Source organism: Geodermatophilus sp. SYSU D00867 (genome assembly GCF_054050315.1).
Genome location: NZ_JBJGZC010000035.1, coordinates 1 through 22,200, shown reverse-complemented (window position 1 = coordinate 22,200; position 22,200 = coordinate 1). Strand labels below are relative to the sequence as shown.

The following is a 22,200-nucleotide window of genomic DNA, read 5'->3' as shown; positions in this document are numbered from 1 at the left end:
CGCATGTCGCACCCGGATCCCGGCCTCGTCGACGTCCGCCCGCTGGCCGACCACCCGCTCACCGAGGCCGGCTCGGCCGCGCTGCGCATGGTCGCGCCGGGCGCGGCCACCGCCGGCCGGTTCGGGCTGGTCGAGTACCGGCTCGGCCCGCGGTCGCCGGGCGCGGCGCCGCACTACCACCAGACGTTCTCCGAGTCCTTCTACGTGCTCTCGGGCGAGCTGACGCTCTACGCCGGCGGGCGCTGGCAGCCGTGCCGGCCCGGCGACTTCGCGCTGGCCCACGAGCGGGGCGTGCACGGCTTCCGCAACGACTCCGACGAGCCGGCGTCCTTCCTCATCCTGTTCACGCCGGGGATCGCGCGGGAGTCGTTCTTCGCCGAGATGGCGGAGATGCGCCGCACCGGGCTGCGCCCGTCCCCGGAGGAGATGACCGCCTTCTACGCGCGGCACGACCAGGTGATGGTCGAGGAGTGACGGGCCCGGCGAGCATGGCGGGCCCGTTTCCGGGCAAGTCGTGATCGGGTGTCCCCAGCACGCGGGGACCGGCTGACAGGAGGCGCACGTGGCCGAGGGACCGTGGTTCTACTGCCTGAAGCACCACACCGTGGAGACCCGGGACGGCTGCGCCGAGCGGCACCGCCTCGGGCCCTACGCCACGCGCGAGGAGGCCGAGCACGCGCTGCAGTCCGTGGCCGAGCGCAACGAGCGCCTGGACCAGGAGGACCGGGAGTGGGAGGGCCGCTGACCGGCCCCTGCTGACCGGCCGCCCCCGACCGGCCCGGCATGATCGGGCCCGGTGCGCCGGACCCGCCGGTGCCCGGGAGGAGGCAGCGTGACCACCGCAGCGGAGAGCCGTCCCGTCGAGGACCTGGTCGTCGGTGTGCTGGGCGGGACCGGCCCGCAGGGGCGCGGGCTCGCCGTCCGGCTGGCCGCCGTCGGGCAGCGGGTGCTGCTCGGGTCCCGGGACGCCGACCGCGCCCGCGAGGTGGCCGCGCAGGTGGCCGAGCGGGCCGCGGCCGCCGGCGGGGGCGAGGTCTCGGTGCAGGGCGGGTCGAACCTCGACGTCGCCGGCGCCGCCGACCTGGTGATCGTCGCCGTCCCCTACGCCGGGCACGCCGACACGCTCGCGGAGCTCGCGCGCCCGCTGGCCGGGAAGGTCGTCGTCGACTGCGTGGTGCCGATGGGCTTCGACGAGCTGGGCGCCTACGTGCTCGACGTCGAGGAGGGCAGCGTGACCCAGCAGGCCGCGGCGCTGCTGCCCGACTCGCACGTCGTCGGCGCGTTCCACCACCTGTCGGCGGTGCTGCTCGAGGACCTGTCGAGGCCGACCCTCGACGGCGACGTCATGGTCGTCGGCGACGTCCGGGCGGCCACCGACCAGGTGCAGGCGCTGGCCGGGCGGCTGCCCGGGATGCGCGGGATCTACGCCGGCCGGCTGCGCAACGCCCGGCAGGTCGAGGCGCTGACGATCAACCTCGTCTCGGTCAACCGCCGGTACAAGGCGCACGCCGGCATCCGCGTCACCGACGTCTGAGCCCGCTCACCGCCCGGCCGGCGCCGGCAGGTCCGGGACGACGCACCCCCCGAGCGTGTGCGCAGGGGCCGCGTCCTCCGGCCCGGAGCCCGGCCTCGGCGCACACGCCCGGGCCGATGAGGTGTGATCCAGCCGGGAGGCGTTCCGCCGCGCCCGGACGGCGGCGAGGATGGGGCCGTGCTGCTCGCGAGCGCGGTCGCGGTCCTGCACGCGGCCGTCGTCCTGTTCATGCTCACCGGCGCGCTGCTCGCCCTGCGGTGGCCGCGGCTGGTGTGGCTGCACGCCCCGGTGGCCCTCGCCGTCCTGGCGGTCAACCTGGCCGGCGCGCCGTGCCCGCTCACCACGCTGGAGCTCGCGCTCCGGGAGCGGGCCGGCGCCCCGCCCTACGACGGCGGCTTCCTCGGCCACGTGCTGTTCGGCCCGCTCGGCCTGGACGTGCACTCGGCCGGCGTCCAGGTGGGCACCTACACCGTCGCGCTGGGCCTCAACGCCGTCGGCTACGGGCTGCTCCTGGTGCGGGCCCGGGAACCGGCCCGGAGCCGCCGGGCCTGATCAGTCGAAGGAGTGCTCCGGGCCGGGGAAGACGCCGCTGTGCACCTCGTCGGCGTACTCGCGGGCCGCGCGCAGCAGCTCGGCGCGCAGGTCGGCGTACTTCTTCACGAACTTCGGCACCCGGCCGCCGTTGAGCCCGGCCATGTCCGGCCAGACCAGCACCTGGGCGTCGCAGTCGGGCCCGGCGCCGATGCCGACCGTCGGGATGGACAGCTCCTTGGTCACCTGGGCGGCGATCGCCGCGGGCACCATCTCCAGGACGACGGCGAACGCGCCGGCCTCCTGCACGGCGTGCGCGTCGGCCAGCAGCTGCTCGGCGCCGGCGCCGCGGCCCTGCACCCGGAACCCGCCGAGGGCGTGCTCGCTCTGCGGCGTGAAGCCGACGTGCGCCATCACCGGGATCCCGTTCTCGGTGAGCATCCGGATCTGCGGCGCCACCCGCACCCCGCCCTCGAGCTTGACCGCCTGCGCGCCGCCCTCCTTCATCATCCGGACGGAGGTGGCGAACGCCTGCTGCGGCGAGGCCTCGTAGGACCCGAACGGCAGGTCGGCCACGATCAGCGACCGCTTCGTCGAGCGGGTGACCGCCTTGGTCATCAGCAGCAGGTCCTCGACGGTGACCGGCACGGTCGAGGAGTGGCCGAGCACGACGTTGCCGGCCGAGTCGCCGACCAGCATCACCGGGATGCCGGCCTCCTCGAACACCTGCGCGCTGTAGGTGTCGTAGGCGGTGAGCATCGCCCACCTCTCACCGCGCTCCTTGGCCTGCTGCAGGTGGTGGATGCGCACCCGCGCGGTCGACGTCCCGCCGTACAGCACCGACTCGGTCACGCCTGGGCTCCTTCGCGGACGCTGGGCAGGCTCTCCCGCCAGCGGTTGGTGATGGGCAGCCGCCGGTCGCGGCCGAACGCCTTGAGGCTGATCTTCGTGCCGGGCGCGGACTGCCGGCGCTTGAACTCCGCGACGTCGACCAGCCGCAGCACCCGCGCCACGACCTCCGGGTCGTGGCCGCGCTCGAGCAGCTCGGCCATCCCGAGGTCGCGGTCGACGTAGTCGGCGATGACGGCGTCGAGCTCCTCGTAGGAGGGCAGCGAGTCGCTGTCCTTCTGGCCGGGTGCCAGCTCCGCCGACGGCGGCTTGTCGATCGAGTTCTGCGGGATCGGCTCGGTCTCGCCGCGGTCGCGGGCGTGCGCGTTGCGCCAGCGGGCCAGCTCCCACACCAGGGTCTTGGGCACGTCCTTGATCGGGGCGAACCCGCCGGCGGCGTCGCCGTAGAGCGTCGAGTAGCCGACGGCGACCTCGCTCTTGTTGCTGGTGGCCAGCAGCAGGTGGCCGTGCTGGTTGGACAGCCCCATGAGCAGCGTGCCGCGGATGCGCGCCTGCAGGTTCTCCGCCGCCGTCCCCGACAGCTCGACCTGCGACTCGAACGCGTCGACCACCGGCGCGATCGGCACGGTGGAGAAGTGCAGGCCCAGCCGCCGGGCGCTGTCCTCGGCGTCGGAGATCGAGTGCTCCGTGGACCACCGCGACGGCAGCGCGACGCCGTGCACCCGGTCGGCGCCGAGCGCGTCCACCGACAGCGCGGCCACCAGGGCCGAGTCGATGCCGCCGGACAGGCCGAACACCACCGACGGGAAGCCGTTCTTGTCGATGAAGTCGCGCAGGCCCAGCACCAGCGCCCGCCAGACCTCCTCGCAGTCGCCCAGCGGCTCGGCCACCGACCCCGGCCGCGGCTCGAACGCCGGCACGGGGTCCTCGGAGACGACGGTGCGGGTGACCGTCATCGGCCCGATCCGGCCCTCCCGCCGCTCGGGCACCCGGGCCGGGTCGAGGGCCAGGTCGACGCAGAGCAGGTGCTCGACGAACTGCGGCGCGCGGGCGAGCAGCTCGCCGTCGGCGGAGACGGCCAGCGAGTCGCCGTCGAAGACCAGCTCGTCCTGCCCGCCGACCTGGTTGCAGTAGACGATCGGCGCGTTCGCCTCGGCGGCGCGGCGGCGGACCAGCGGCAGCCGCAGGTCGTCCTTGGCCCGCTCGTAGGGGGAGGCGTTGGGCGAGACGACGAGGTCGACACCGGCCCGCCCGGCCACGCCGCACGGCCCGCCCTCGACCCAGAGGTCCTCGCAGACGGTCAGCGCGACGTCGGCGCCGTGCAGCCGCACCACCGGCAGCTCGGTGCCCGGCACGAAGTAGCGGGCCTCGTCGAAGACGCCGTAGTTGGGCAGGTGCCGCTTGGCGTAGCGGACCACGACCCGCCCGCCGTGCAGCAGCGCGGCGGCGTTGCGGGGCTGGATGCGGCGGGGGTTGGCGTCGCCGGGCCGCTCGTCGTCGAGGGTCTCCTCGTCGCTCGGCGGGGTGTCGATCGCGGCCGGGCCCTCGGTGTGCGCCAGGTACCCGACGACGACGGCGAGCCCGCCCAGCCCCTCCTGGTCCAGCGTGGCGGCGAGGCCGGTGAGCGCCTGCTCGCTGGCGCGAGCGAAGGACTCGCGCAGCACGAGGTCCTCGGCGGGGTAGCCGGTGAGCGTCATCTCCGGGAAGACGACGAGGTGCGCGCCGTCGTCGGCGGCCCTGCGCGCCCACTCGACGACGAGCGCGGCGTTGCCCTCCAGGTCGCCGACGCGGGTGTCGACCTGGGCCATCGCGACTCTCAGCTGCACCGTCACGGCACCATCCAACAACCGGCCCCCGGGACCGGCCAGACCGGGGACGGGGAGGTGGACCCGGCCCGGGGACCGGCCCAGCGTGACCGCCGTGGCCGAGTGGCTCACCGTCGAGGTCCTCGACGGGGACGAGCCGGCGTCGACCTGGCGCCGGGCGTACGAGGACGGCCTCGTCGAGGCCGCGGTCACCCGGGGCGCCCTGTACTGGGAGTGGCACGACACCCGCTGGGGCGTGGTGTGGGAGGTCGCCTTCGCCGACGACGAGCCGCTGGAGCGGTTCCGCGCGCTGCCCGCCGTCCGGGCCGCGCTGGACGCCGTCCCCGACCCCGTCGCCGGCCTGCTGGTCTACCGCGGGCGCGGCGGCGGGGCCGGCGTGTCCGTCCCGCGCCGGCCGCGGCCCCGCCCGGCCGCCGGCGCGGCCGCACCACTGCAGCCGGGACCGGAGCACGTCGCCCGGCTGACCGTCGACCCGCCGGCACGGGACGACGACCTCGACGCCGACGACCTCGACCCCGACCCGGTCCGCGACTGACCCTCAGCGGCCGTCGGGGGGCACGACCGCGCCGTCCGACGCCGGCCGTGGCGCGGGCACCTCCGCGGGGGCCGGTGGCGGCGCCGCGCGCTCCAGGAAGCGCAGCAGCTCCACCGGGAACGGCAGGACGACCGTCGAGTTCTTCTCCGCGGCCACCTCGACCATCGTCTGGAGCAGGCGCAGCTGCAGCGCGGCCGGCTGCGCGGCCATGACCCCGGCGGCCTGCGCGAGCTTCTGCGAGGCCTGCAGCTCGCCCTCGGCGGTGATCACCCGCGACCGGCGCTCCCGCTCGGCCTCGGCCTGGCGGGACATCGAACGCTTCATCGACTCCGGCAGTGCGACGTCCTTGATGTCGACGCGCTCGACGTGCACGCCCCAGTCGACGGCGGGGGAGTCCAGCATCAGCTCCAGGCCCTGGTTGAGCCGCTCCCGGTTGGAGAGCAGGTCGTCGAGGTCGCTCTTGCCGATGATCGACCGCAGCGACGCCTGGGCGACCTGGGCGATCGCCGCCTGGTAGTTCTGCACGTCGACGACGACCCGCACCGGGTCGAACACCCGGTAGTAGACGACCGCGTCGACCCTGACCGTCACGTTGTCCCGGGTGATGCCCTCCTGGGCGGGGACCGGCAGGGTGACCACCTGCATGTTCACCTTGTGCAGCCGGTCCACGCCGGGCCGGATGAGGGTCAGGCCGGGCGGCCGGGGCTCGCCGAGCAGACGCCCCAGCCGGAGCACCACCCCGCGCTCGTACTGCGTCACCACCCGGACGCTGACCCCCGCCAGCAGGAGCAGACCCACCACCACGACCGCCAGGATCACGAGGATCGCGTCCATGTCGTCCTCCGTCGCCGTCCCGGTGCCAGCCGCGGACGCACCGGTGACGCGGGAGTCAGCGTAGGCCCGCACCCCGTCCCGTGGAACTGTTCGACGAACGATCGTTGCTTCTAGAGTGGCCGGGTGGACCACCGTGCGGCCCAGGTCGCCGCCGTCGCCGCGCTGGCCGAGCCCACCCGCCGCCGGCTGTACGACCACGTCGTCCGCCAGGCGGAGCCGGTCGGCCGGGACGAGGTGGCCGCCGCCCTGGGCGTCCCCCGGGCGACGGTCGCCTTCCACCTCGACCGGCTCGTGGCCGACGGGCTGCTCGACGTGCACTTCGAGCGGCGCTCCGGGCGCACCGGCCCGGGCGCCGGCCGCCCGGCGAAGCTCTACCGGCGGTCGGGGGACCCGGTGGCCGTCTCGCTGCCGGAGCGCCACTACGACCTGGCCGGCGAGCTGCTCGCCGCGGCCCTGACCGAGGCCGAGGCGTCGGGCGAGCGGCCCGCGGCCGTCCTCGGCCGGCGGGCGCACGACCGCGGGCGGGAGCTCGCCGCCGCCGACGGGGCCCGGGGGCGGGACGCCGTCCTCCGGGTGCTGGAGGCGCACGGCTACGAACCGCGGGTCGCCGGGGACGCCGTCACCCTCCGGAACTGCCCGTTCCACACCCTCGCCCGCGCCCACACCGAGCTGGTCTGCGGCATGAACCTGCGGCTGGTCGAGGGCGTGCTCGACGCCGCGGAACCCAGCGGGCTGGCCGCCCGTCTGCAGCCGGAGGACGGCGCGTGCTGCGTGCGGCTGGACGGCGCGCGCGACGGTTGACAGACCGCGGGTCCGGGTCTCTACTGCCAGCCATCGTTGGTTTTAGAGGAGGTCCCATGACCACCCACGCGATCCGACGCACCGGCGCCCCCGTCGCCGAGCCCGCGGTCCCCGGCTCCCGCCGGGCCCTCCGCTTCGTCCGCGAGACCGGGGCGGTGGACCTGCCCGCGGCCGAGCGGGCGGTCGCCCAGCTCCTGCGGGCGCTGGGCAGGGACCCCGCCGACCCGCGCCTGGCCGACACCCCGCGCCGGGTCGCCGACACCCTCGCCGAACTGCTCACCGGACGGCCGTTCGAGCTGACCACCTTCCCCAACGACGGCGGGTACGACGAGCTGGTCGTCGCCACCGGCATCCCCGTCCAGTCGCTGTGCGAGCACCACCTGCTGCCGTTCACCGGCGTCGCCGCGATCGGCTACCTGCCGGGCGAGCGCATCCTCGGCCTGTCCAAGCTGGCCCGGGTGCTCGAGTCCTTCGCCCGGGACCTGCAGGTCCAGGAGCGGCTGACCCGGCAGGTCGCCGACTGGCTGCGGGACCACCTCGCGCCCCGCGGCGTGGGGGTGGTCATCACGGCGGAGCACCAGTGCATGACGCTGCGCGGGGTGCGCGCCACCGGGTCCCGCACGGTCACCTCCGCCCTCCACGGCGTGCTGCGCGAGGACGCCCGGTCGCGGCAGGAGTTCCTCGCGCTGGCCGGTACCGCGCCCACCGGCACGGCCGCCTGAGGGGAGTCGGATCCGTGGACGCTCCCCTGGTGGTCGTCGGCGGCGGCCTCGCCGGCGCCGAGGCGACGGAGACCCTGCGCGCCGAGGGCTTCGACGGGCCGCTCGTGGTCGTCGCGGGCGAGCCCGAGGTCCCCTACGAGCGCCCGCCGCTGTCCAAGGGATACCTGCTCGGCACCGCCCCCCGCGAGGCGGCGCAGGTGCTGGACCCCGGCTGGTACGGCGAGCACGACGTCGACCTGCGGCTGGGCGTGCGCGCGGTCGGGCTCGACCCGGGCGCGCACCGGCTGACCCTGGACACCGGCGAGGAGCTCGCCTGGTCACGGCTGCTGCTGGCCACCGGGTGCTCGGCCCGGCGGCTGCCCGTGCCCGGCGCCGAGCTCGACGGCGTCCGGTACCTGCGCACGCTCGCCGACGCCGACCGGCTGCGCGCCGACCTCACGGGCGGCGGCCGGCAGCTCGTGGTCGTGGGCGGCGGGTGGATCGGGCTCGAGGTGGCGGCCGCCGCCCGCTCCCACGGCAACGAGGTGACCGTCGTCGAGCCGCAGCCCACGCCCCTGTACGCCGTGCTGGGCCCGCGGATGGGGGAGGTCTTCGCCCGCCTGCACCGGCGCCACGGTGTCGACCTGCTCACCGGGACGACCGTGCGCGAGATCCGTGGAGCCGGCGGGCGGGTCACCGCGGTGGTGACCGACCGGGACGTGGGGCTGAGCGCGGACCTGGTCGTCGTCGGCATCGGCGCCGTGCCGAACACGCAGCCGGCGGCGTCCGCGGGCCTCGAGGTCGACAACGGGGTGGTCACCGACCACGCCCTGCGGACCTCCGCGCCCGGCGTGTTCGCCGCCGGCGACGTCGCGGCGTCGTTCCACCCCTCCTACGGCCGGCACCTCCGCGTGGAGCACTGGGCCAACGCGCTGCACGGCGGCCCGGCCGCCGCGCGCTCCATGCTCGGGCAGGACGTCCGGTACGACCGCGTGCCCTACTTCTTCACCGACCAGTACGACCTGGGGATGGAGTACTCCGGGCTGGGTGCGCCCGGGGACACGGTGGTCTGCCGCGGCGACCCGGAGGACGGCGGGTTCATCACCTTCTGGACCTCGGACGGCCGCGTCACCGCGGCGATGAGCGTGGACGTCCGGGACGTCACGGCGCCCCTCCAGGCGCTGGTCCGCAGCCGTCAGCGGGTGCCGGCGGCCGCACTCGCCGACCCGGACGCGCCCCTGGAGTCGCTCGTCGTCTGACCGGCCCACCGGGCGGGGCGACACGGGGCGCCCCACCGGTGTGCCCGGCGCCGGGACCGGGCAGGCTGTGCACGGACGACACGGCGACGAAACGAGCGGACCCGATCATGGCCAGCATGGACCGGCAGCAGGAGTTCGTCCTGCGCACCCTGGAGGAACGCGACATCCGCTTCGTGCGGCTGTGGTTCACCGACGTCTCGGGCTACCTCAAGGCGGTCGCCGTGGCGCCGGCCGAGATCGAGGCGGCGTTCGCCGAAGGGATCGGCTTCGACGGCTCGGCGATCGAGGGCTTCGCGCGCGTCTACGAGTCGGACATGCTCGCCAAGCCCGACCCCGGCACCTTCCAGGTGATGCCCGCGAGCAAGGGCCAGCCCAGCGACACCGCGCGGATGTTCTGCGACATCACGCTGCCCGACGGGTCACCGTCGTGGGCCGACCCGCGGCACGTGCTGCGCCGGGCGCTGTCGAAGGCCGCCGACATGGGGTTCACCTTCTACACCCACCCCGAGGTCGAGTTCTTCCTGCTCAAGGACCTGCCCACCGACGGGCGGCCGCCGGAGCCCGCCGACACCGGCGGCTACTTCGACCTGTCCACGCACAACGTGGCGCACGACTTCCGCCGCGAGGCCGTCTTCGCGCTCGAGGCGATGGGCATCTCGGTGGAGTTCAGCCACCACGAGGTCGCGCCCGGCCAGCAGGAGATCGACCTGCGCTACGCCGACGCGCTGTCGATGGCCGACAACGTGATGACGCTGCGGCACGTCGTCCGGGAGGTGGCCCTGGCCCAGGGCGTGCACGCGACGTTCATGCCCAAGCCGTTCACCGACCTGGCCGGCTCGGCGATGCACACCCACGTGTCGCTGTTCGAGGGCGACCGCAACGCCTTCCACGACCCCTCGGACCCGATCCGGCTGTCGGCCACCGGGCGCCAGTTCATCGCCGGCCTGCTCACCCACGCCCGCGAGTTCACCGCCGTCACCAACCAGACGGTGAACTCCTACCGGCGGCTGCTGGCCGGCACCGAGGCGCCGACGGCGGCCACGTGGGGCCGGGCGAACCGCTCGGCGCTGGTGCGGCTGCCCTCCTACAAGCCGAACAAGGGCCAGTCGGCGCGGGTCGAGGTCCGCTCGCCGGACTCCGCGTGCAACCCGTACCTGACCTTCGCGGTGCTGCTGGCCGCCGGGCTGCGCGGCATCGAGAAGGGCTACGAGCTGCCGCCGGAGGCCGAGGACGACGTCTGGTCGCTCACCGACACCGAGCGCCGCGCCGCCGGCTACGAGGACCTGCCGGTCTCCCTGGGCGAGGCGCTGACCGCGATGCAGGGCAGCGAGCTGGTCGCGGAGACCCTCGGCGAGCACGTCTTCGAGTTCTTCCTGCGCAACAAGTGGGAGGAGTTCAACTCCTACCGGCAGAACGTGACGCCCTTCGAGCTCAAGCGCTACCTCCCCGGCCTCTGAGGGTGTGGAACGGCCTCGTCGCAGGGGCCCGTGCCGAGCCTGCGGGGCGCGGGGGGCGACGAGGTCCTTCCACTAACCTCGGCACCGTGCCGGAGACCCCCGCCCGCCTCCTCGTCGTCGTCCCCAGCGACACCGCCCCGCCGGCCCGGCTGGGGGACTGGCTGCGCGCGGCCGGCCTGGAGCTCGACGAGCGGCACCTCGACGCCGGCGACGAGGTCCCGACCGACCTGACCGGCTTCGACGGGCTGCTGGTCACCGGCGGCCCGCAGTCCAGCCTCGGCGACGACGCCACCAGCGGCCTGGGCCCGGTCCGCGACCTGCTGGCCCGCGCGCTCGCCGACGACGCCCCGACGCTGGCCGTCTGCCTGGGCGCCCAGCTGCTGGCGCAGGCCGGCGGCGGGCGGGTGCGCGAGGGCATCGAGGGTCCGGAGGTCGGGGCGTCGCTCGTGGCCAAGCGGGACGCCGCGGCCGGGGACCCGGTGTTCGGCCCGCTCCCGCTCTCGCCCGACGTCATCCAGTTCCACCACGACGAGATCAGCGAGCTGCCCTCCGGCGCCACCCTGCTGGCGAGCAGCCCCGTGTACGCGAACCAGGCCTTCCGGGTGGGCCGGCGCGTCTACGGGCTGCAGTTCCACGTCGAGACGACGCCGGAGATCGTCCGCGAGTGGGCCGACCGGGACACCGTCGGCGTCGCGGCGAGCCCGTACGACCGCGAGACGCTCTGCCGGCTGACCGACGCGGTGCACCCGGACCTCGAGGAGGTGTGGGCGCCGTTCGCGGCCCGCTTCGCCGACCTCGTGCGCGCGGGTCGCGGCGCCGCGGTCTGAGCCGGTGACCACGTCCCGGGAGGTGCCCCGCCGCGCGGTCGTGCGGCTGGCCCGCTTCGGCTTCGAGGACGGCGAGAGGGCCGCGCTGCTGCTGTCCGACCCGGCCCTGGGGCTGTGGGACCTCGAGCGCAACGAGCCCGCCGACCCCGAGGCCGGCCCGGTCGTCTCCGCGCTGGCCCGCGCCGGCGACCCCGACCTCGCTGTCCGCTCGCTGGCCCGGCTGGTGGAGGCCCTGGACGCCGCCGACGACACGGGCGGGGCGGCCGCCGCCCTGCTCGCCCGCCTGCGCGGCTCGGCCGCGCTGCGCAGCCGGCTGCTGGCCGTGCTCGGCGCCAGCGCCGGGCTCGCCGACCACCTCGCCGCCCACCCCGGCGACTGGACGGTCCTCGACGACGAGGACCACGGCCCGGTGCGCCCGGCCGCCCACGCCCTCGAGCGGGACATGCTGCTCGCCGTCGGCGCCGACCCCGACGACCCGCCGTGGGGCGTCCGGCTCGGCAGTGCCGCGCCGGACGCCTCGCCGCAGCGGGTCGCCGCGCTCCGGCTGGCCTACCGCCGGGCGGTGCTCAGCCTGGCCGGGCGCGACCTGGGGGAGGGGCTGTCGGCCGACGACGTCGCCGCCGAGCTCGCCGACGTCGCCGCCGCGGTGCTCACCGCCGGCCTCGCGCTCGCCGTCGCGGAGCAGCCCGACACCGCCGCGCCCTGCCGCCTGGCGGTCATCGCGCTCGGCAAGACCGGCGGCCGCGAGCTCAACTACGTCAGCGACGTCGACGTCGTGTTCGTCGCCGAGCCGGTCGACCCCACCGACCCGGAGGCGCCGGCGCTGCAGAGCGCCACCCGGGTGGCCGCGGCGCTCATGCGGATCTGCCACGAGGCGGCGTGGGAGGTCGACGCGGCGCTGCGCCCGGAGGGCAAGGCCGGCGCCCTGGTCCGCACCATGGCCGGTCACACCGCCTACTACCGGCAGTGGGCGAGCACGTGGGAGTTCCAGGCGCTGCTGAAGATGCGCCCGGTGGCCGGCGACCCGGACCTCGGCCGCAGCTACGTCGAGGAGCTGTTCCCGATGGTGTGGCAGGCCGGCGACCGACCCGGCTTCGTCGCCGAGGTGCAGGCCATGCGGCGGCGGGTGGAGGACAACATCCCGCCGGCGCAGGCCGACCGGGAGATCAAGCTCGGCCGCGGCGGCCTGCGCGACGTCGAGTTCGCCGTCCAGCTGCTGCAGCTGGTGCACGGCCGGGTCGACGCCCGGCTGCGGGTCGGCGGCACGCTGCCGGCGCTGCACGCCCTGCGGGCCGGCGGCTACGTCGGCCGCGACGACGCCGACACCCTCATCGCCTCCTACCGCTTCCTGCGCACCGTCGAGCACCGGCTGCAGCTGCTGCGGCTGCGGCGCACCCACCTGCTGCCCACCGACGAGCAGCAGCTGCGCTGGCTGGCCCGCTCGCTGGGCTACAAGCCCGACGCCCGCGGCACCGCCGTCGACGTGCTGCGCGCGGAGATGGCGCTGCACACCCGCGAGGTGCGCCGGCTGCACGAGAAGCTCTTCTACCGGCCGCTGCTGTCGGCGGTGGCCCGGGTGCCGGCCGAGGCCGCGCAGCTGGGCAGCAAGGCCGCCGGCGACTGGCTGCGCGCGCTCGGCTTCGCCGACCCGCAGGGCGCGCTGCGGCACATGGGCGCGCTCACCGGCGGGGTGTCCCGGTCGGCGTCGATGCAGAAGTACCTGCTGCCGGTGGTGCTGCAGACCCTCGCCGACTGCGCCGACCCCGACGCCGGGCTGCTGGCCTACCGCCAGGTCAGCGAGGCCCTCGGCGGCAACCAGTGGTACCTGCGGCTGCTGCGCGACGAGGGCCAGGTGGCCGAGCGGCTGGCCCGGCTGTTGGGGTCGAGCCGGTACGTGGCCGCGCTGATCACCCGCACCCCCGAGGCGCTGCGCCTCCTCGCCGACGACGACGAGCTCGAGCCGCGGAGCGCCGCCTCGCTGGCCGGGGCCTGGCGCGCCGCCGTCGCCCGCGCCGCCGACCCGCAGGCCGGCATCGGCGTGCTGCGCGGGCTGCGCCGGCAGGAGCTGCTGCGGATCGCCTCGGCCGACCTGCTCGGCCTGCTCGACGTCGTCCGGGTCGGGCAGGCGCTCACCGACGTCGCCGTCGCCACGCTGCAGGCCGGGCTCGACGCCGCCGTGCGCGCGTGGGCGCGCGAGGCGGGGATCGACCCGGCCGACGTGCCGATGGAGCTCGCCGTCATCGGCATGGGCCGGCTCGGCGGCGGCGAGATGGGCTACGGCTCCGACGCCGACGTGCTGTTCGTCCACCGCCCCAGGGCCGTCGGGGATGGTGGGTCGGGGGACAGCAGAGCGGAGGAGGCGAAGGCGACCCAGGCGGCCAACGCGGTCGCGCACACGCTGCGCCGGCTGCTCGGCGAGCCCGCTCCCGACCCGGCCTTCGAGGTCGACGCCGACCTGCGCCCCGAGGGCCGGCAGGGCGCGCTGGTGCGCAGCCTGGACGCCTTCCGCGAGTACTACGAGCGCTGGGTGTCGGTGTGGGAGGTGCAGGCGCTGCTGCGCGCGGCGCCGGTGGCCGGCAGCCCCGAGCTGGGCGCGGCGTTCCTGGAGCTGGTCGACCCCCTGCGCTACCCGGAGGGCGGGCTGTCGCCCGAGCAGGTCGCGGAGATCCGCCGGATCAAGGCGCGCGTGGAGCGGGAGCGGCTGCCGCGCGGCGCCGACCCGGCCACCCACACCAAGCTCGGCCGCGGCGGCCTGGCCGACGTCGAGTGGACCGTCCAGCTGCTGCAGCTGCAGCACGCCGCGGCGGTCCCCGGGTTGCGGGTGCCCTCGACCGTCGGGGCGCTGGCCGAGCTGTCGGGGAACGGCCTGCTGACCGTCGAGCAGGCCGGGTCGCTGCGCGACGCGTGGGAGCTGGCCAGCCGGGCGCGCAACGCCGTCTTCCTCGTCCGCGGCCGGCCCGGCGACCAGCTGCCCCGGCCCGGGCTGGAGCTGGCCGGCGTGGCGCGGGCCAGCGGGTACGGCCCCGACGTCGACCCGGGCCGGTTCCTCGACGACTACCGGCGCACCACCCGGCACGCCCGCGCCGTGGTCGAGCGGGTCTTCTACGGTCAGTCGCCGGGGGAGTGACCGGTCGTGGCGCCGTCCGGCGGCTCGGGGACCAGCCCGACGCGGCGGTTCTCGGCCTGCACGACGTCGTAGCACTCGCACGCGGCCTCGTGCAGGCGCTCGGGGTCGACCACCGTGATCCGCCCCCGGGAGTACCGGATCAGTCCCGCCTGCTGGAGCAGCCCGGCCACCAGCGAGACGGTGCCCCGGCGCACGCCGAGCATCTGGCCGAGGAAGTCCTGGGTGAGCTGGAACTCGTCGGCGCCGACGCGGTCGCGGGTCTGCAGCAGCCAGCGGGCGCAGCGCTCCTCGGTGCTGTGCAGCCGGTTGCAGGCGACGTTCTGCGACAGCTGGACCACCATCGTCTGCGTGTAGCGGTGCAGCAGGTCGTGCAGGGCGCCGTCGTCGGACAGGAACCGGCGGAGGTCGGCCGTGGGGAGGCACAGCGCGTCGCCGGCCACCTGGCAGAAGCAGTCGTGCGGGCTGGTCGCCGCCCCCAGGAACACCGGCAGGCCGGAGACGCCCTCGTAGCCGACGGTGGCCACCTCGACGGCCGGCTCGCCGTCGACCGACGCGACGACGGACAGCACGCCGTCGACGGGGAAGTAGACCGCGTCGATGTCGCCGTCGCGGCGGTACAGCTGGTCGCGGACCTGCAGCGTCACCCGCCGCAGGGCCGGCCGCAGGCGCTCGTACTCCTCGTCGGGCAGGGCCCGCAGGATCAGGTTGCGCCGCGGGTCCTCCGTGTCCCTCCGCCGCGGGGCGTGGCGGGCCTCCTCGCGGGGGTGGTCGGGCGGAGTCACGGCGGACCTCCCGGTGCCGGGTGGAGCTCTCCGCGGGCTCAGGGGTCAGGCGGGCAGGGCGCCGGCGCCCAGCCGCGCCCACGGCGGCAACGGTACGGCGAGCAGCTCGGCGGCGCCCGGCGCCATGGCGTAGGCGACCAGCGCCGGGGCGACCAGCCGCAGCGGCAGGACGTGCTCCACGCAGCCCGTGGCCAGGGCCGCGCTGGGCATCCCCGGCGCCTCGGCGTCGGCCGGGTCCTGGGCGAGCACCCGGCCCCCGGCGCGGCGGACCGCGCGGACGCCGGCCGCGCCGTCGTCCAGCCGGCCGGTGAGGACGGCCGCCAGCACCCGCCGGCCGTACGCGCGGGCGGCGCTGGTCATCAGCCGGTCGGCCGCGCCCAGGTTGGGGTGCTCGACCGGGATCAGGTCCCCGCCCGGCTCCAGGAGGCCGGTGGTGCCGGCCGGGAGCACCGACACGCCGGCCCGGAGCGGACCGGCGGCCGCCGCGCGGACCGGGAGGTCCGTGACGGCGCGCAGCAGCGGCACCAGCAGGTCGGTCGTCCCCGCCGCGCGGTGCTGGACCACGAGCACGGGGACGGGGAAGTCGCGCGGCAGGCCGCCGAGGACGGTGCGCAGCGCCCGGACGCCACCGGCGGAGGCAGCCAGCACCACGACGCCGAAGGGCGCCTGGCCGTCGAGGGGGACCGAGCCCGGCACGCGGTCGAGCGTACGCGTGTGTACGGCACCTGACACACGGCCGCGCCCGGGTGTGCCGCACCCGGAGGCGGGGCACGCTGTCGGGGTGAGCTCAGCCCTGCCCGCGGACGACCTGCCCGACGAGGACCTGCCCGGCGACGACCGGCCCGCCGAGGGCGCCGCCACCATCACGCCCTACCGCGACGGCCCGCTGATCGTGCGCGGCGACTTCCGGCTGGTCGACCAGGACGGCGCCGAGATCGACCCGGGCCGCACGACGGTGGCGCTGTGCCGGTGCGGCAAGTCCGGCATCAAGCCGTTCTGCGACGGCAGCCACAAGCGCTCGGGCTTCTCCGCCCCCAGCGCGCCGAGCCGGCCGAGGCCGGCGGCGGCGATCCTGCGCCAGGCGCGGCGGCCGGAGGGCCGGGCCGACTGAGGGCGGGGAGGACCGGAGGGGGGGGGGGGGGGGGGGGGGGGGGGGGGGGGGGGCGGCCGCCCCCCCCCCCCCCCCCCCCCCCCCCCCCCCCCCCCCCCCCCCGGCTCAGGCGGCCGACCCGACCGCGCGGGCCATCCGGACCTGCTCCTCGAGCACGTCGGTGATCCGCGCCTGCACCGCGTCGGGCCGGCCGACGACCTCGCTGGTCGCGTGGGTGCCGGCGGTGACCCGGTCGCTGCTGGTCCGGATGCCGGCGATCCGGTCCGACACCCGCTGCGTGGCGGCCGCGGTCTCCCGGGCCAGGTCCTCGACCTCGCCGATCGACGTCGACGCCTCGGTGAGGGCCTCGACCACCCTCTCGAGGACCTCGACGTCCCGCGGCATCGCCCTGGTCTCCGGCGTGCCGGACGGGTCCGGGTCGGTGCGCCGCCACATGGTCGTCCTCCGGGGTCGGGGACCCCGGGTCCGGAGGGTCCTGCGCCGAGAGGTTCGGCAGCGCCGCCGCGGACTGCAGCCGATCGTGAGCCGCAACCCGGCTCCGAGACCGGATCGCGACTCAGGCGGCGAGCGCGGTCCGGGTGTACAGCGCCGAGCGCCCGGCCTCCCAGGCGCCGAGCAGGTGCCGGGCGGCCAGCCCGTCGAGGGCGAGGGAGCAGGCCGCGCCGAAGAGCACGTCACCCAGGAGCGAGGGGTCCTCGGCCACCAGGGAGCCGCACATGTCCACCGAGGCGATCTGCTCGTGGACGGCGTCGGCCTCGACGTGCTCGTCGTAGAAGACGGTCGTCGTCCCGTCGTGGCCGAGCCGGCGCAGCCCCGCGGAGTAGCGGCGGCTGGGCTCGGAGGAGGTCATCTCCACGCAGGCCAGGTGGCCCAGCGCCGCCCCGCGCCAGCGGCGGTGCAGGCCGAACAGCGACATGGTGTTGACCGAGGTGAAGGCGACGGCGGGGGCGTCGTCCCACAGGGCGCCGTACCCGGCGTCCAGGCCCAGGTCGCGCATCATCCCGGCGAAGAGCTCGCTGTGCATGCGCTCGGGCGCGCCGCCGCCGTACTCGTCGGCCTGGATCTCGACCATCGCGGCCTTGGCCCGGCCCGACAGCCGGGGGACGGCGAAGGTGTGCGGGTCGGCCTCCTTGAGGTGGTAGACCGACCGCAGGGTCAGGTACTCGCGCCACTGCTCGGCGGTGCCGCGCTTGGCCATGAACGACGACAGCGACGGGCCGTCGTCGGCGGCGATCAGCGCGGTCAGCTGCCGGTCGACCGGCTCGCCGGTGGGGGAGGGCGGGCCGGTGAGCTCGCACAGGGCGGCCAGGTGGCGGCGCTCGAGGTGCGCGCGCAGGGTGATCAGCCCGGGGTCCCACTCGAGGGCGTCGTCGACGTCGTCGAGGCCCCGGTAGTGCAGCTCGTAGCACAGCGCCAGCGCCAGCTGCAGGTCGTCGTCGTGCAGGGGGTCGGTCGCGGCCCCGGCGGTGGTGCGGGCGAGGTCGACGGTGGTGGGGGAGACCGACCCGGCGAGCAGGGCGTCGCGGAGGGCCGCGGACAGGGGGCCCCGGGCGTGAGGCAGGCGCATGGTCCGGCCCATGCCCAGCGCCGCGGACTTCGATGCACCGCGCACGATGGGATGTCGCACATCCGTGGGCACCCGCGCGGAGGGGTGGGCCCGGCCGCGGTACCGACGACCCCGGGTACCGACCGCTCCCCCGAGCGGACGCGGCGGGCGGGGAGGAGGGTACGGACGTGCCCTTCGACCCGCCCGCCGGCGTGCTCAGCACCGCCGGCGCCGGTGGCTGGACGCTCGTCGAGCCGCTCACCTACCACGGGAAGCGCGACACCTTCGTCGTCCCGGCGGGCTTCCGCACGGACCTCGCGTCCGTGCCGCGGCCGGTGCGGTGGCTGGTCCCGGAGTCCGGGCGGTACACGCTGGCCGCGGTGCTGCACGACTGGCTGTGCCAGGAGGGCATCGCCACCGGCGTGGTCACCGCGCGGCAGGCCGACGGGGTCTTCCGCCGGGCGATGCGGGAGGCCGGGGTGCCGGTGCTGCTGCGCTGGCTCATGTGGACCGGCGTGCGGTGGGGTGCGCTGACCGATCCGCGGCGGCGGCGCGGCTGGCTGCTCAGCGCGCCGGGCGTGCTGGCGATCACGGCGCTGGCGGCGCCGCTGGTGCTGCCGCCGTCGCTGCTGGCCGTACCGGCCCTCCTGGTCTACGCCGCCGCGGAGCGGCTGGTGTCCGGCGACTCCGGGGTCCGGCCCTGGTCGCGCCCGCGGGCCTGATCCGCCGCCGGCGCGCGTCCGGGGCCGTCCTGCGCCAGGCTCGCGGCATGACCGACACCTCCGGCCCGCCCTTCCGCGCCGACCACGTCGGCAGCCTGCTGCGCCCCGCGTCGCTGCTCGAGGCCCGCGCCCGGCACGCCGCCAGGGAGATCAACGACGCCGAGCTGCGCGGGATCGAGGACGAGGCGATCGCCGACGTCGTCCGGCTGCAGGGCGACGTCGGCCTGCGCACCGCCACCGACGGCGAGTTCCGCCGCGCCTCGTGGCACATGGACTTCATCTACGCCATCGACGGCATCAGCAAGGTGACCGGCGAGGACATCGTCGTCCACTTCCGCAACGCCGACGGCACGATCGACTTCACCCCTGCGGGGCTGCACGTCGACGGCCCGCTGTCGATCGGCGAGCCGGTCTTCGGCGCGGACCTCGCCTACCTGCAGTCCCAGGTGGGGGAGGGGCAGACGGCGAAGCTGACGATCCCCTCGCCGTCGATGGTCCACTACCGCGGCGGCGCGGCCGCGATCGACCCGGCCGTCTACCCCGACGAGGACGCGTTCTGGGACGCCCTGTCGGCGGCGTACGCGCAGCAGGTGCGCGGCGTCGCCGCGCTGGGCTGCCGGTACCTGCAGCTCGACGACACCAGCCTGGCCTACCTCAACGACCCGGCCCAGCGCGCCGAGCTCGCCGCCCAGGGCCGCGACGCCGAGCACCAGCACGAGCGCTACATCCGGCAGATCAACGCCGCGCTGGCCGGCCGCCCGGAGGGGCTGACGGTCACCACCCACATGTGCCGCGGCAACTTCCGCTCCTCCTGGGTGGCCGAGGGCGGCTACGACTTCGTCGCCGAGGCGCTGTTCGGCGGCCTGGAGGTCGACGGCTTCTTCCTCGAGTACGACGACGCCCGCTCCGGCGGCTTCGAGCCGCTGCGGTTCGTCCCGCCGGGCAAGCGGGTCGTCCTGGGCCTGGTGACGACGAAGCGGCCGGAGCTGGAGTCGAAGGACGCGCTCAAGCGGCGCATCGACGAGGCCGCGCGGTACGTGCCGCTGGAACAGCTGGCGATCTCGCCGCAGTGCGGCTTCTCCTCGACCGTCGAGGGCAACGCGCTGACCCGCGACGAGCAGGTGGCCAAGCTGGCGCTCGTCGTCGAGGTCGCCCAGGAGGTCTGGGGCTACGCCTGAGTCCGGGCCCGGGCCCGGGGCACCGGGTCGCTGCCGCCGGCGCCGGGGCGGCAGCGGCGCAGCCGGTCGAGGGTCAGCCACAGCCCGCGCAGCGCGCCGTGGCGCCGCAGCGCCTCGAGCCCGTAGGTCGAGCAGGTCGGCGTGAACGGGCACACCGGCGGGCGGGTGGGGCTGACCCGCTCCCGGTAGGCGACGACGAGCCGGACGGGCCAGCGCGCCGCCCACGGCGTCCCGGCCGGTGCCGGGGTGACCAGTGCCGCGGGCAGGGCCAGCCAGAGCAGGGTGAACAGGCCGATCGCGTCACAGCCCTCCGAGCAGCCGTCCCAGCCGTCGCAGGAGTTGCGGGAGGAGCGGGCGGAGCGGCGGCGGCGACGGCGGGTGCACCCCGGGCGGCTGGTCACGGCGGGGCATCGTGCAGGCCACCGCCGGACCCGGGAAGGGGTTGCTGCACGGGTCGGGCCTGCAACGTCTCGTCCCTCGCGTCCCAGCCGCCCGCCCCGTCCCAGGCGTGGTCCGGTGCCGCACTCCGGTTGCCGACCCTGGGGACGGGCCCCACGACCGCGGGGCCGGTCCGACAGGAGGCAGCCGCATGTCCGAGTCGCAGCCCGTTCCGTCGCAGCCCGCCCCGTCCGGCCGTCGCTCCCGCCGGCTCACCGAGCTGCGTGCCGGGATGTCGGTCCTCGGCAGCGCGGCCGCCGACCTCGGCGTCGGCAGCCAGCCCGACGTCCGCGTGCTGCCCGACGGGCGGCTGTGGCTCGACGAGCTGGAGATGGCGGTGTCCGCCGCCGACGTCTACCAGGCCGCCCGCGGGCTCGTCGCCGCCCAGCTCGACGCCATCGCCCACGTGTCCGGCCGCCCGGTCGAGGACCACGCGCTGGCCTGGCTGGTCACCCTGCAGACCAACGAGGTCATGGTGGCGCTGGAGGACGAGCCCGCCGTCGACGACGCCGCCTGAGGCGTCAGCGGCCCGGTTCCGGGGGGCCGAGGTCCACGCCGGCGGGTGAGTCCGCGCACATCCGGGATGCCGCGGTGCCGCATCCGCATTGCTCCCTGGCGTGCAGAACGTCTGGGGACTCACGCGCCGCCGTGAGCTCGACTTCGGCCGGGTGACGACCGCCGGCTGTTGACGCCGCCCGCGCCGCCGTCCCCTCCCGAAGAACCCCCGAAAGGCACCTCAGTGCTCGCACGTCTCCGCCGCGTCCCGTTCGCGGCGCAGGTCCTCCTCGCCCTCGTGGTGGGCGTCGCGCTCGGCCTCGTGGCCCGCGACCTCGGCCCCGTCGCCGACGGGACGCCGAACTGGCTCACCAGCACCCTCCAGACCGTCGGCCAGACCTTCGTCACGCTGCTCAAGGTCCTGGTCCCGCCGCTCGTCGTCACCGCGGTCATCGTCAGCATCGCCAACCTCCGCCAGGTCTCCAACGCCGCCCGGCTGGCCGGGCAGACCCTGCTGTGGTTCGCGATCACCGCGCTGGTCGCCGTCACCATCGGCATCGGCCTGGGCCTGCTCACCCAGCCCGGCCGCAACAGCAGCGTCGACGCCGCCGCCCAGGCCGCGCCCGAGACCACGGGCTCCTGGTGGGACTTCCTCACCGGCCTGGTGCCGGGCAACGTCCTCGGCCTGCAGGCCTCGGCGGGCGACGACGGCTCGGTCGGCCTGTCGTTCAACGTCCTGCAGCTGATCGTGCTGTCGGTCGCGATCGGCGTCGCGATCCTCAAGGTCGGCGAGCCGGCCGAGCCGTTCCTCGGCCTGGTCCGCTCCGCCCTGGCCGTCGTCCAGAAGCTGCTGTGGTGGGTCATCCTGCTGGCCCCGGTCGGCACCGTCGGCCTCATCGGCAACGCCGTGGCCACCTACGGGTGGGACTCGCTCGGCTCCCTCGGCGTCTTCGCGGGCTCGGTCTACGCGGGCCTCGCGCTGGTGCTGTTCGTCGTCTACCCGGTGCTCCTGCGCCTGCACGGCCTCTCGCCGCTGCGGTGGTTCGCCGGCGCCTGGCCGGCCATCCAGCTCGCCTTCGTCTCCCGGTCCTCGATCGGCACCCTGCCGGTGACCGAGCGGGTCACCGAGCAGAACCTGGGCGTGCCGCGGTCCTACGCCTCCTTCGCCGTCCCGCTGGGCGCGACGACGAAGATGGACGGCTGCGCCGCGATCTACCCGGCGCTGGCGGCGATCTTCGTGGCGCAGTTCTTCGGCGTGGACCTGTCGCTCACCGACTACCTGCTCATCGCGCTGGTGTCGGTGGTCGGCTCGGCCGCCACGGCCGGCGTCACCGGCGCGGTGGTCATGCTGACCCTGACGCTGTCCACCCTGGGCCTGCCGCTGGCCGGCGTCGGCCTGCTGCTGGCGATCGACCCGATCCTCGACATGGGCCGCACCGCGGTGAACGTCGCCGGCCAGGCGCTGGTCCCGACGATCGTCGCCCGGCGCGAGGGCATCCTCGACCTCGAGCGGTTCCGCACCGGCCGGGCGTCCGCCCCGGTCGCCGCGGAGACCGGCGGCGTCGACACCGACCTGCGGCAGCCCGCGGTCGCCTGATCCTCCGCTCCACCCGGCGACGGGCCGGGGACCCCTCGGGGTCCCCGGCC

The 22,200-nt window shown here is 76.0% G+C and carries 24 protein-coding genes; 16 read left to right on the top strand and 8 right to left on the bottom strand.

Annotated features, from left to right (window positions below):
- Window positions 1-3 precede the first annotated feature (3 nt).
- The 4 genes from ACI8AK_RS22405 to ACI8AK_RS22390 all read left to right on the top strand — a co-directional run bounded on the left by ACI8AK_RS22405 (window position 4) and on the right by ACI8AK_RS22390 (window position 2,086).
- A complete protein-coding gene (locus ACI8AK_RS22405) occupies window positions 4-474 on the top strand; it encodes a cupin domain-containing protein (protein ID WP_387989056.1) in 471 nt (156 codons plus the stop codon).
- A gap of 88 nt (window positions 475-562) precedes the next feature.
- On the top strand, window positions 563-745 hold the full coding sequence (locus tag ACI8AK_RS22400; protein ID WP_387989058.1) for a hypothetical protein: 183 nt from the start codon (window positions 563-565) through the stop codon (window positions 743-745).
- A gap of 87 nt (window positions 746-832) precedes the next feature.
- The gene (gene npdG, locus ACI8AK_RS22395; RefSeq protein WP_387989060.1) at window positions 833-1,534 is read left to right on the top strand and encodes an NADPH-dependent F420 reductase; all 702 of its coding nucleotides are present in this window, start codon (window positions 833-835) and stop codon (window positions 1,532-1,534) included.
- Window positions 1,535-1,711: 177 nt separating this feature from the next.
- Entirely contained in the window at window positions 1,712-2,086 is a 375-nt protein-coding gene (locus tag ACI8AK_RS22390) for a DUF2784 domain-containing protein (RefSeq protein ID WP_456958086.1), read from the top strand.
- On the opposite strand, the gene panB is transcribed toward ACI8AK_RS22390, so the two are convergent.
- Window positions 2,087-2,917 (bottom strand): 3-methyl-2-oxobutanoate hydroxymethyltransferase, encoded by an 831-nt coding sequence (gene panB, locus ACI8AK_RS22385; RefSeq protein ID WP_387989066.1) that lies wholly within the window; start codon window positions 2,915-2,917, stop codon window positions 2,087-2,089. It abuts the gene before it with no gap.
- Window positions 2,914-4,746, bottom strand: a complete 1,833-nt coding sequence (locus tag ACI8AK_RS22380; RefSeq protein WP_456958084.1) for an NAD+ synthase — start codon at window positions 4,744-4,746, stop codon at window positions 2,914-2,916. Before ACI8AK_RS22380 ends, panB begins: the two co-directional genes overlap by 4 nt.
- 88 nt (window positions 4,747-4,834) lie before the next feature.
- On the opposite strand from ACI8AK_RS22380, the gene ACI8AK_RS22375 reads away from it, so the two are divergent.
- Window positions 4,835-5,275, top strand: coding sequence for a hypothetical protein (locus ACI8AK_RS22375; RefSeq protein ID WP_456958082.1), 441 nt, complete (start codon window positions 4,835-4,837; stop codon window positions 5,273-5,275).
- 3 nt (window positions 5,276-5,278) lie between these two features.
- Here the strand turns inward: ACI8AK_RS22375 and ACI8AK_RS22370 are convergent, their stop codons facing one another.
- Window positions 5,279-6,109 (bottom strand): slipin family protein, encoded by an 831-nt coding sequence (locus ACI8AK_RS22370; protein ID WP_387989071.1) that lies wholly within the window; start codon window positions 6,107-6,109, stop codon window positions 5,279-5,281.
- A 123-nt stretch (window positions 6,110-6,232) separates the two neighbouring features.
- On the opposite strand from ACI8AK_RS22370, the gene ACI8AK_RS22365 reads away from it, so the two are divergent.
- From ACI8AK_RS22365 to ACI8AK_RS22340, 6 genes are all read left to right on the top strand, one after another.
- Entirely contained in the window at window positions 6,233-6,910 is a 678-nt protein-coding gene (locus ACI8AK_RS22365) for a helix-turn-helix transcriptional regulator (protein WP_387989073.1), read from the top strand.
- A 56-nt stretch (window positions 6,911-6,966) separates the two neighbouring features.
- Entirely contained in the window at window positions 6,967-7,632 is a 666-nt protein-coding gene (gene folE, locus ACI8AK_RS22360; RefSeq protein ID WP_456958080.1) for a GTP cyclohydrolase I FolE, read from the top strand.
- A 14-nt stretch (window positions 7,633-7,646) separates the two neighbouring features.
- Window positions 7,647-8,870, top strand: a complete 1,224-nt coding sequence (locus ACI8AK_RS22355; RefSeq protein ID WP_456958078.1) for an NAD(P)/FAD-dependent oxidoreductase — start codon at window positions 7,647-7,649, stop codon at window positions 8,868-8,870.
- 116 nt (window positions 8,871-8,986) lie between these two features.
- Complete coding sequence (gene glnA, locus ACI8AK_RS22350; RefSeq protein ID WP_387989079.1) at window positions 8,987-10,327, top strand: type I glutamate--ammonia ligase; 1,341 nt, start codon at window positions 8,987-8,989, stop codon at window positions 10,325-10,327.
- Between the two features lie 86 nt (window positions 10,328-10,413).
- A complete protein-coding gene (locus tag ACI8AK_RS22345; protein WP_456958076.1) occupies window positions 10,414-11,154 on the top strand; it encodes a type 1 glutamine amidotransferase in 741 nt (246 codons plus the stop codon).
- 4 nt (window positions 11,155-11,158) lie between these two features.
- Window positions 11,159-14,281: a bifunctional [glutamine synthetase] adenylyltransferase/[glutamine synthetase]-adenylyl-L-tyrosine phosphorylase gene (locus ACI8AK_RS22340; RefSeq protein WP_387989083.1), complete on the top strand. Its 3,123-nt coding sequence runs from the start codon at window positions 11,159-11,161 to the stop codon at window positions 14,279-14,281.
- Here ACI8AK_RS22340 and ACI8AK_RS22335 read toward each other — a convergent pair.
- Window positions 14,263-15,063: a Crp/Fnr family transcriptional regulator gene (locus tag ACI8AK_RS22335; protein WP_456958074.1), complete on the bottom strand. Its 801-nt coding sequence runs from the start codon at window positions 15,061-15,063 to the stop codon at window positions 14,263-14,265. The two genes, ACI8AK_RS22340 and ACI8AK_RS22335, sit on opposite strands and share 19 nt — an antisense overlap.
- A 45-nt stretch (window positions 15,064-15,108) precedes the next feature.
- The gene (locus tag ACI8AK_RS22330; protein WP_387989087.1) at window positions 15,109-15,759 is read right to left on the bottom strand and encodes a chemotaxis protein CheB; all 651 of its coding nucleotides are present in this window, start codon (window positions 15,757-15,759) and stop codon (window positions 15,109-15,111) included.
- Between the two features lie 85 nt (window positions 15,760-15,844).
- Between ACI8AK_RS22330 and ACI8AK_RS22325 the strand changes: the two genes are divergently transcribed.
- Window positions 15,845-16,174: a CDGSH iron-sulfur domain-containing protein gene (locus ACI8AK_RS22325; protein ID WP_387989089.1), complete on the top strand. Its 330-nt coding sequence runs from the start codon at window positions 15,845-15,847 to the stop codon at window positions 16,172-16,174.
- Between the two features lie 105 nt (window positions 16,175-16,279).
- Here ACI8AK_RS22325 and ACI8AK_RS22320 read toward each other — a convergent pair whose 3' ends face one another.
- On the bottom strand, window positions 16,280-16,609 hold the full coding sequence (locus ACI8AK_RS22320; RefSeq protein WP_456958072.1) for a hypothetical protein: 330 nt from the start codon (window positions 16,607-16,609) through the stop codon (window positions 16,280-16,282).
- 121 nt (window positions 16,610-16,730) lie between these two features.
- Window positions 16,731-17,786 (bottom strand): iron-containing redox enzyme family protein, encoded by a 1,056-nt coding sequence (locus ACI8AK_RS22315; protein ID WP_456958070.1) that lies wholly within the window; start codon window positions 17,784-17,786, stop codon window positions 16,731-16,733.
- A 122-nt stretch (window positions 17,787-17,908) separates the two neighbouring features.
- Here ACI8AK_RS22315 and ACI8AK_RS22310 point away from each other — a divergent pair, with 122 nt between their 5' ends.
- A complete protein-coding gene (locus tag ACI8AK_RS22310; RefSeq protein ID WP_387989095.1) occupies window positions 17,909-18,442 on the top strand; it encodes a DUF1353 domain-containing protein in 534 nt (177 codons plus the stop codon).
- Between the two features lie 47 nt (window positions 18,443-18,489).
- Window positions 18,490-19,620, top strand: coding sequence for a 5-methyltetrahydropteroyltriglutamate--homocysteine S-methyltransferase (locus ACI8AK_RS22305; RefSeq protein ID WP_456958068.1), 1,131 nt, complete (start codon window positions 18,490-18,492; stop codon window positions 19,618-19,620).
- Here ACI8AK_RS22305 and yidD read toward each other — a convergent pair.
- Window positions 19,611-20,021 (bottom strand): membrane protein insertion efficiency factor YidD, encoded by a 411-nt coding sequence (yidD, locus tag ACI8AK_RS22300; RefSeq protein WP_456904213.1) that lies wholly within the window; start codon window positions 20,019-20,021, stop codon window positions 19,611-19,613. The two genes, ACI8AK_RS22305 and yidD, sit on opposite strands and share 10 nt — an antisense overlap.
- A gap of 188 nt (window positions 20,022-20,209) precedes the next feature.
- Between yidD and ACI8AK_RS22295 the strand changes: the two genes are divergently transcribed.
- Window positions 20,210-20,575, top strand: coding sequence for a hypothetical protein (locus ACI8AK_RS22295; protein ID WP_387989101.1), 366 nt, complete (start codon window positions 20,210-20,212; stop codon window positions 20,573-20,575).
- 222 nt (window positions 20,576-20,797) lie between these two features.
- Entirely contained in the window at window positions 20,798-22,150 is a 1,353-nt protein-coding gene (locus tag ACI8AK_RS22290) for a dicarboxylate/amino acid:cation symporter (protein WP_456904216.1), read from the top strand.
- The last annotated feature ends 50 nt before the right edge of the window (window positions 22,151-22,200 follow it).

Excerpts from the sequence above, each read along its gene's own strand:
- ACI8AK_RS22370 (WP_387989071.1), bottom strand. The coding sequence starts at position 6,109 with ATGGACGCGATCCTCGTGATCCTGGCGGTCGTGGTGGTGGGTCTGCTC.
- ACI8AK_RS22405 (WP_387989056.1), top strand. The coding sequence starts at position 4 with ATGTCGCACCCGGATCCCGGCCTCGTCGACGTCCGCCCGCTGGCCGAC.
- folE (WP_456958080.1), top strand. The coding sequence starts at position 6,967 with ATGACCACCCACGCGATCCGACGCACCGGCGCCCCCGTCGCCGAGCCC.
- glnA (WP_387989079.1), top strand. The coding sequence starts at position 8,987 with ATGGACCGGCAGCAGGAGTTCGTCCTGCGCACCCTGGAGGAACGCGAC.
- ACI8AK_RS22305 (WP_456958068.1), top strand. The coding sequence starts at position 18,490 with ATGACCGACACCTCCGGCCCGCCCTTCCGCGCCGACCACGTCGGCAGC.
- ACI8AK_RS22320 (WP_456958072.1), bottom strand. The coding sequence starts at position 16,609 with ATGTGGCGGCGCACCGACCCGGACCCGTCCGGCACGCCGGAGACCAGG.
- ACI8AK_RS22295 (WP_387989101.1), top strand. The coding sequence starts at position 20,210 with ATGTCCGAGTCGCAGCCCGTTCCGTCGCAGCCCGCCCCGTCCGGCCGT.